The sequence below is a fragment of the Mycobacterium sp. shizuoka-1 genome, assembly GCF_002723835.1.
In the GTDB taxonomy this organism is placed as follows: Bacteria; Actinomycetota; Actinomycetes; order Mycobacteriales; family Mycobacteriaceae; genus Mycobacterium.
The window spans coordinates 1-8,489 of record NZ_BEWG01000154.1 but is presented as its reverse complement, the minus strand read 5'-3'; the positions used below and the strand labels follow the sequence as shown (position 1 = coordinate 8,489).

Below are 8,489 nucleotides of genomic sequence, written 5' to 3'. Positions count from 1 at the left end.
TTTCAGGTCGAGCGGGGGTCGTTTCCGAACAGCTGCGTGACGTTGCGGTCGCGTTCCCGTTTGACGTTGGCGCGGGCTGCATCGAGTGAGCGTCTGAGGGTGTTGTTTTCGCTGTGTGCGCGTTGAAGGTTGTGGTTGAGCGTCGAGACCAGCTCCCGCAGTCTGGTGTTTTCCTCGGCGAGGTGGTTTCCGTCGGGGTCGTAGAGTTGTCCAGAGAGGTCGTTGATACGGGCTTCTCGCTGTTTGACTGTGGTGCGAAGTGCCTTGGCGAGGGCTTCGGCGTCGAGGGCTCGTTCTCGCCATGAGGCGGATGCTTTGTCGATTTCTTGTTCGGCGTGTTGGATTGCGGTGCCCTGGGATGCGTCCCGAGCTGCCAGAACGGCCTGGGTCAGGTGTGGGCGGCGCTTGTCGTAGATGAATGTCTTGCCGACTCCGGCGAGGTCGCAGACGTTCGCGACGGTGAACGGTGCACCGGTCTTGGTGAGTTTGGTGACGGCTTTACGGACGCGCTGTTCACATTCGGCGCTGTTGGCTGTGCGATGTTCGATCATTTCGACGGGGCGTCTGCGTGTTTTGGTTTCCATCGGGTTGCGCTCCTCAATCGAGTCGTAGCTTCGCCGCTATCACGTAGCGGGGGGAGGTTGATTCAGTTGGGCTACTTGCCATCCGGTGGCGAACAGTGGATCGAAGTAGTCATGCACGGGTGTGCGCAGATCGAGTTTCTCGGCCTCTTCGAGCAGGCCGAGCTCGTCGAGCGCTTCGCGTAGCGCGGTGAGTACCGGTTCCCATGGGTGCCATTGGCTGAGGATGTAGTCGCGAGCGTCGTCGGTGGGGGCGCCTTCGGCGAAGTGGTAGGCGGCGTCGCGTTTGCGTTCCCAGTAGGCCAGGTCCGCGCCAGTGAGTACGAAATGCTCGCATGGCCCGTTGGGGCCGGTGCTGCAGTTCTTTTCGAATGGGCATTGCGAGCCGCCGACAACCGGGCCGTAGCGGCACAGGCCGTGCTCAACTGGCACCACGGTCAGGTCGATTCGGGCGGCGGCAGCGCAGGTGTCGTCGGCCTTCATCTCGGTAGGGCGCATCAGGATGGTGCCGGGCTTATCCATGCCGGGTCCGGCGGCCCAGAGCTGCTGAAGGTGTCTGGTCATGCTGTCGTTGTTGTAGTTGGCGTAGTGCGCCAGTGCCTCTTGGGAGAAGTGCCCCAACAGTTGGCGCACAAGGGCTGCGGGCGCGCCGTTGTTCAACAGGGAGGTAGCCAGAGTTGCTCTGGTCTGATGCGTGGTAATCCCTTTGAGGCCAAGGCCTTCGAACCACGGCCTGAACAGGTCGTTGAACCACGATTGTCCTACCTCGATGGTCAGGTCGGGGTTGCGGATCGCGCTCGGAAACAGGGGCATGTCGCGGTCCCACTTGGCCTCCAGCGTTGCTCGTCCACGTTCGTCGAGTGTGGCGAGTTGCTCGGCGTAGCGGGTGTGAAGTTTCGCGCGTGTGATCTGCTGGCGGTGAAGCAGCCGTTCGTAGACCGGTAGATAGCAGGGCATGCCGTAATCGACGACGTTGGCCTTGCTGACATCTCGCCAGATATAGGGTTGAGCAGCGCCGACGAGTCCCACACAACCCAGCCGGAGTTTGAGTGTCTCGCTGATTCGTCCGCCTTGAAACGCTTGGGTGAGCCAGATGTCGGCGAGGCCGAGATCGTGGCCGTCGAGGGCTTCGAGGGCGTTGATGCTGTCGCCGTTCACGAGCAATTGAAAGTCGCTGTAGGTCAGCGGGCGTGGCCGCGGTTTCTTGGTTGGTATCGGGTAGTCGGGCAAGCTGTAGATGAAAGAGTCCAGCCCCGTCGGTGTCCGATGCTGTTCGCGACTGCGGTGCAAGACGAGTCGAATGCCGGACATGTAGCGGTGCCGTGTGAGCTCATTGAGGGTGCTGGCTCGCTTAGCGTTCTCGGTCTGAAAGGGCAGGGGAATCTGTTCCAGGAACCACAGATCCCAAGTGTCTTTGACCGCCATGGCGTCTGCCCTGTCAAGTCGGGCCGGGTCGTTGCCGTGGTCGTCGCGGTTTTGCCGAAGAATCTGCGAGAGCAGAACGATCCCGGTGATCTTGTTGTAAAGCGTTGCGGTGCTGGGACGTTTCCCGACGGGCTTGAGAGCCTCGTCGCGGAGGTGTTCCCAGATCAAGTCACGCAGCCAGCGCTGTGAGACGGCGGTGAGGTCCCAGACCTTGCGCCGATTCGGTTGGCCCTGCGATCCCGGAAACGGTGAGCTACCGACAAGAATCGGGTCGAACCAGCCCGCGGATCTGGCGAGCTCGTCGGTCACCGTGAGGCTGCGCGCCGCGAACGGAAGGGTCAACCAGATGCGGCGGCCATCGGTGCGACGGCTGTTGTCGGCGAGGTCGGCGACCAGGGGGTCGCTCAGTGACGTCACGCTGCTTGCTGCCAAGGCGTCGATGACCTTCTGCAGGTCGGTGGGCCGCCACTGGGTGCGTCGTGCAATACTTGCATGCCGATGGAGGGCGTAACGAATCTCGTGCTGCAAGCCAATCGGCAGCCCCGCCAGTGACAGTTGCCCCCGGATGTTCGGTGGCGACACCGAATCCCGTACCCGTGCTGATGTGAGCCACGCGTCCCACGCGTGTGAATCTGCTGGTCCGCTGGTAATGCTCAGCCAGCGTCGCCAAAGACGGTGGTGGTTTCTGCATACACGATGGCGGCCACCGCACGTCGCGGCGCTGTCGTGGGCGCATAGCGGAACCGTGCATCGGTCAATCGCCGGTAGCGGGTGTGTGTTTTGTCGCCACTGCGCTTCGCTGATTCCCTTTCGGCGTGCCTTGCGCAGCGAGTTCGCGTGCTGGTGACAGTAGCCGTGTTGGTCTGTTTGACGATTGGCGCCGCAGATCGCGCAGTCGGGCTTGCGTAACAGAGCCCACCCGAGCTGGGCGAACTTTCCGGCTTTGGCGCCGCGGACGAACTGATCGAGGTCAGAGTCCTTGAGCGCGCGATACTGTTTCAAGTGCTCCGAACAGAGCAGCTGCTTACATGTTGCGTTCAAGGCGCCAGCGCACCCCTCGACGAGACATACCCAACCGTAGGTCGGGTGACGGGGAGGAAACTCGACCGGCTCGGTCAGCAGCCACGGCGGGAAGTGTTGACTGACAACGGTGTAACGCTCTTCAACTGTGAGGCCCAGGTAGTCGCTCGCGGTCTCCAGAACCGGACTCTCTGTAATCGTTGCTGCAGCGCTCATTGCGCGCCTTCCGATGCTGCGGTCCCGAGGTAAGGTTCGGCCGGCGGTCGCGCCGTGGCGTCCCAGGCCTGCTGCAGGTGCTTCATCGCGTGGCGATTCGCAGACTTTCCGTATAGATCGGTGACCATCTGCGGGCTTGCCCAGCCGAACTCCTGGGCGACCATCTCGGCGTTGAAGTCCGATTCGGCGTAGAACGCCGCCGCGGCCTTGTGCCGGAATGCGTGCGGGGTCACCCGCGCCTGCAGCCCTGCCCGCTTGCACGCCCGGACAAGCATTTTGCGGACACCGGCAGAGGTCAAGGCCACCCCCGGGGTTTTGCCCAGGACATGTACGAGGACCTGCTCGTGGTCCACCAGATGCTGGATCGGATGAAAGTCATCGAGCAGGTAGGCGTGGAACGTGCTGATCATGTCCGCGCTCACCGCCCGGATAACCCCGTCCAAGACGGTGCCGTCGCTGGCGACGTTGACCTGAGCGTGAGCCTTCGCGCGCGCACCGTTGGGGTTGTCGTCACGACCGACGATGTGAACGTGCGGATCCGCGCGCTGGCCGCACGGATGGTGGCGCATCAGGTGCAGATCGGAAAACCGCAGCCCGCACAGACCCCCCACCCTGATGCCCGCATCATGCAGCCAGGTGACGACCATGACGTCACGGGCCGTGGTCAACACCCCCGGCGCGAACAATGCTTGCACCACCTCGTTCGGCAGGACGCGTGGGCGCCGAGCAGCTTTCTTCGGCGCAAGGGGATTGGCCTCGCCTATCCGCCCCGACCTGCCGCGTCGCACAGCATGGTTGGACCGCAGCCCCTCCACTAGTGCTGGGCTCACGGTTTCCGACACGGCCAACGCCAGATAGTAGGCCTTGACGATCGAGGCCACGTTGCCCGCCGCCGACGCACCCATCGGTTTCTGGGTCGGCTTACGCCACGCCGCGCTGCCGTCGAGCTGACCGGTCACGCCGTTCATGTAGCGCCGCAAATCATCGAGCGTGACCGTATCGGGTGTCTTGCCGTTGACCAGCAGCCAGTTCAAATGATCGACCAGGCTGTAGGCATAGGTCTGTTGGGTGGAGGATTTGTAGCGGCACAACACATTCAGAGACGGACGGTGAACCTCCAGATCCGGGGTGAAAATCCAGTAGGACTGGTCCCCATCCCCGTGTCGCACCTTGCGAACAGAAAACCGATCTGCCTCCACAACCCATCCGATCCGCTCAAATGGACCACTCGTGACCCAGACGTATCACCCATCCGTCGCGCCGAGTGGTAGGCACGCCGCAAACGTCACGAACGCCGAATGGCTCGGTAGCTAAGCTAAGCTGAGGCTAAGCCTAAGGGCCCCGATGGCTGGCGGCGACCAGCTCGATCGGTGGGATGTAGCCGGTGATGCTGTTGATGGTGCGGTGCAGGCCGTGGTGCAGCGCGTCGATGTCGCAGCGGGCCAGGCCGCCAGCGGTGGCGATGACGTGTTCGGTGGTAAACGCGAGGTCGTTGATGGTGCCCAGAATGCGGCGGTCAGCGGTCTTGGCCACGGCCACCTGCTGGGGATCAAGATCGCCCAGCGTATCCACGGGCAGGCCTTCGGCGTGCAGCGCGGCCTGGATCGCCGAGACGACCGGCGGGCCGATCGGGCGCAGCCCCGCGGCGGTGACGTTGGGCACGAACACCGAGAACAAGGTCCCGGCGTGGGTCACCAGCAGGCATTTGCGTCGGTCGATCCAGACCATGTGGGCATACCAGTCGGTCGCGCAGGCTTCGCCGATGGCCGGCTCAGACACCCCCAGCAGCGCCAACACCCTGGCGGTACATCGCAGCATCACGACCCATGATCGTAGGCAGGGCCGCCGACGATCGGTATGCAAGAACGCCGTGGCTGGGCGCCGGTACAGTGTGGCGACGTGTTGGTCGCTGATCTGCATCACTTCCTCGACATGCCGCACGACGCTTCGGGTCCCGCGCGGCGCCTCGCGCAGCACTTGGGCGACATAGTCCGGGCGGGCACCGCCGGCGAGGTCGGTGATCGGTGGGTATCGGCATTGCCGTGTCGGCGCCGACCGGCCCACCGACGCTGCCCCGGACGGATGACCATCGCCATCGCCTCGGCCGAGGCATCGGCGCCGATCCGATGGTCGTGCAGCGTCTGCGACGACGAGGGGGTGATCAGCAACTGGGCAGATTCCCCGTACGATCTGCGGCGTCGCCGGCTCAGCCTTGCCGACGCCCTCGAGGAGGTCATCGTCAGCGACAAGACCACCGCGGTGTTACGCGACCTGGTGTTGCTTGACCCCGACTGCGAGCGACTGGTGTATGGCATGCGCGCCCACCCAAACGGCGCTGCCTTACTGACCAATGCCGACGAACTCGAAGAGCTGATCGGGTTCGTGGCCGCCGAAGCCAACCACGAACCCAACCGCCGCCGCCAAAACCGCCTCGACGCCGCGTTTACCACACAGACCAAATCTGCCCAAACCCTATACGGCTGAACATCTCTCGGCCCTGCAGTGTCAGTGTTGGGGCTGACAAAGCTTCCGTAGCGGGACCGAGCCGCGTTTCCCATGACACCATTGAGGGGCAATCTCCGCGGTGGTGTGGCCGCCGGCCGAGTTCCCCTGCCCGTACGCTGACGACAAAGCCGCGAACCGGCCCGTGCGCTTACACCAACTTTCGGACGCGACCCCGTCAGCTGCTCGGGGTGGTCAGCGGTGCTGGCCGCCCGGGTATCGCATCAGCCCACACGCGCAGTGCTTGCGCGCGGTGATGTGGTGCTGATTGCTCGACGCCGCTGGCGAGATCCACCAGGGCGCCGGCGATGCTGCCGATGCCGATGCCGGTTTCTCGAACCGCGCCGGCGATCTCGTCGAACGCCTCCCGCTCGGAGCAGCCGCGCCATCCGATCAGCACGCCGATGGCCATATCGATGATCCGCCGTGACGTCGGATCCGCACCCCGGCCCGCTTTGCTCACCTTGTCCTCCCCTCACGTCGCAGACAACTCGCTGTCTGGTGTACGCCGGGTCTATGAACACAAGCCAACGCGGACGACAACACCGTCACACCTGATGTCGCGGTGCAAACGCCCCCCGCTGGCCTCTCCGTCGTTTTTGGGCCCAATGCCCCCGGGAAGGCAGCCGGATACCAGGAGGCCGGTGACTCCCTATGGATACCTGCGTGTCGGGCCGGGTCGTTGACCGTGCCCGCTCGTGCGGCAGATCCAAGGTGCTTGGGCGAGTAAGGAACAGAACAAGGGGGATACAGCGATGTCGCACTAACCGTGATCGGATGGCGCGAGGTTCATTGCCTGCCGCTCAGCCGGGTTCGGGCATGCCTACCGCTGTGTGACCGGGGCGGGCCCGACGCGGTGGGGATACCGCCTGTGCGGCTCAAACATCGGGCCGATCGCTATCTCGGTGATCGGCAGGGGTGGCGGGCGCGTGCGCGTCCGCTTGGCACTGGTGTGCCCACGGTCGGGGTTCGGCACCTGCGCTATCCTGACTCGTGATGCAGTTGCCGCACTTGCCCACCGCCGATCCGGCGGGGATCGCCCGGGTGGCCGACGCTGAACAAGGCGCCTACTTTCGGCGCCTGTTGGTCAGTCAACTCGCCGAGGTTGACGCCAGAATCACCGGAGGGTCGTGACCGGATCGGCCACTACCTGGCCCGCGGCGCGTTCTTGGAGGCGGGACGCGCTCAGGCTCAGCTCGATGACGACGAGCACGACAAGCGCATCATCACACGGCTGCTCTACGCTCTCGATCGGCGCTTTATCCCTGTTGCGGGTCCTCGGGGCAGCGCACACCGCGCCGCCGGCGCCACCGCATCCCGGTGCCGCTGAGCGTAACGTGGCCGAACTGCCCCGCGGGCTCTGGGGCTGATCCGGCGAGCTCGTCGAGACCTCGCCCGGGCTGTGAGTAACGGGTAACGTCGGCTTTCCGTGGTGGTTATCGGCGGTTCACCCGCGGCCGGAAAACTCTGGGGTGACGGGACGCGTTGGGGTGCGGGCGGTTGGGGTGCAGATCCAGGTTTCGTCTCGCGAGGTGCTGTGAGCACCCGCCGGTGAGGGGATCGGCGGGTGCTCGCGCGGCATGGGCAGGCGGCCATCACCGATTCCGGCGTTCACGGAAGGGCTGTAGTGGACAAGGTGCTGGCCGGTGCCGCGATTGTGGAGGCGGTGCACCCGGTTGCTGCGGCGGCGCTGCGGCGCCGGCTGCATCCGGTCGTGTTCGGTGCCCGGCAGGCCGTTTTCACCGAAGGCGAGCCCGGCGACCGGCTTTACATCATCAAATCCGGCAAGGTCAAAATCGGGCGCCGCTTTCCCGGGGGGCGCCAACATCTGCTGACCATCCTGGGGCCCTCGGACATGTTCGGTGAACTGTCGGTCTTCGACCCGGGGCCGCGCACGTCGAGCGCGACCACGATCACCAAGGTGCGCGCGGTCTGGATGGACCGCGACGGGCTGCGCGCCTGGATCGCCGATCGCCCCGAGATCGGCGAACAGCTGCTGCAGATGCTGGCGCGACGGCTGCGCCGCACCACCGACACGCTGGTCGATCACAGCGGCACCGACGTGCCCGGCCGCGTCGCCCGACAACTGCTGGTTTTGGCCCACCGATTCGGCGCCGGTGAGGGCGATACGCTGCGGGTGACCCACGATCTGACCCAAGAAGAGATCGCGCAGCTGGCCGGCGCGGGCCGCGAGGCCACGCATAGGGCACTGCACGACTTCGCCAATCGCGGCTGGATCCGGCTGGAGACCAACGCCGTGGTGATCCTGCACCCCGACAGGCTGGCCCAACCGCGCCGGACACACCGGCCACCTACCTGAAGGCTCACTACGCCTGTGCGCGGCGTGGTCCTGAGGAAACCGGCGAACGGGACAACTCACTGCCAAACAAGACCGATCAGGCCGATCAACGCGATCGAAACCCGCCCCGACCAGAGACCTCCGATAAGCAGCTGGAGGCGTATGTGACTTAACCCATTAACCGAGACTTAACCGCAGAGATGCCGGGGAAATTACCCAGCTCATGGCGTCTTCGCGGTGGGGTTTGATTCTGCTGTTGCGATGGTAGTCCCGGCGTTGCTGTCGAGTGCGGTCGAGACTCGTCGCGGGCGGGCCTGTCTGATGGCCTGCCCGAACCGCAGCACTGATCGGTGCTCACCGAGCCGATACTGCCACCATTTCTTCTCATCGTGGAGGTAGCGCTGAGGGGCTCCTTGTACCCACAGCTGTCTTGCTGGGAAGCTTGG

General features: G+C 64.6%; 8 protein-coding genes. 3 read left to right on the top strand and 5 right to left on the bottom strand.

The features are described 5' to 3' along the window. Positions 1 to 2 precede the first annotated feature (2 nt). The 4 genes from MSZK_RS31445 to MSZK_RS31430 all read right to left on the bottom strand — a co-directional run bounded on the left by MSZK_RS31445 (position 3) and on the right by MSZK_RS31430 (position 5,060). The gene (locus MSZK_RS31445) at positions 3 to 584 is read right to left on the bottom strand and encodes a DUF6262 family protein (RefSeq protein WP_099252405.1); all 582 of its coding nucleotides are present in this window, start codon (positions 582 to 584) and stop codon (positions 3 to 5) included. Positions 585 to 623: 39 nt separating this feature from the next. Next, positions 624 to 3,242, bottom strand: coding sequence for a site-specific integrase (locus tag MSZK_RS31440; RefSeq protein ID WP_099252404.1), 2,619 nt, complete (start codon positions 3,240 to 3,242; stop codon positions 624 to 626). Next, the gene (locus MSZK_RS31435) at positions 3,239 to 4,411 is read right to left on the bottom strand and encodes a tyrosine-type recombinase/integrase (protein WP_233211622.1); all 1,173 of its coding nucleotides are present in this window, start codon (positions 4,409 to 4,411) and stop codon (positions 3,239 to 3,241) included. Before MSZK_RS31435 ends, MSZK_RS31440 begins: the two co-directional genes overlap by 4 nt. 163 nt (positions 4,412 to 4,574) lie before the next feature. Beyond that, positions 4,575 to 5,060 (bottom strand): hypothetical protein, encoded by a 486-nt coding sequence (locus MSZK_RS31430; protein ID WP_099252402.1) that lies wholly within the window; start codon positions 5,058 to 5,060, stop codon positions 4,575 to 4,577. 81 nt (positions 5,061 to 5,141) lie between these two features. Between MSZK_RS31430 and MSZK_RS31425 the strand changes: the two genes are divergently transcribed. Beyond that, complete coding sequence (locus tag MSZK_RS31425) at positions 5,142 to 5,726, top strand: hypothetical protein (RefSeq protein ID WP_099252406.1); 585 nt, start codon at positions 5,142 to 5,144, stop codon at positions 5,724 to 5,726. A 196-nt stretch (positions 5,727 to 5,922) separates the two neighbouring features. Here MSZK_RS31425 and MSZK_RS31420 read toward each other — a convergent pair whose 3' ends face one another. Continuing rightward, positions 5,923 to 6,207, bottom strand: a complete 285-nt coding sequence (locus MSZK_RS31420; protein ID WP_099252401.1) for an ANTAR domain-containing protein — start codon at positions 6,205 to 6,207, stop codon at positions 5,923 to 5,925. A gap of 533 nt (positions 6,208 to 6,740) precedes the next feature. Here MSZK_RS31420 and MSZK_RS32545 point away from each other — a divergent pair. Together MSZK_RS32545 and MSZK_RS31415 are read left to right on the top strand one after the other, a co-directional pair. Continuing rightward, complete coding sequence (locus MSZK_RS32545; protein ID WP_158230666.1) at positions 6,741 to 6,878, top strand: hypothetical protein; 138 nt, start codon at positions 6,741 to 6,743, stop codon at positions 6,876 to 6,878. A 493-nt stretch (positions 6,879 to 7,371) separates the two neighbouring features. Further along, on the top strand, positions 7,372 to 8,064 hold the full coding sequence (locus MSZK_RS31415) for a Crp/Fnr family transcriptional regulator (RefSeq protein ID WP_099252400.1): 693 nt from the start codon (positions 7,372 to 7,374) through the stop codon (positions 8,062 to 8,064). The last annotated feature ends 425 nt before the right edge of the window (positions 8,065 to 8,489 follow it).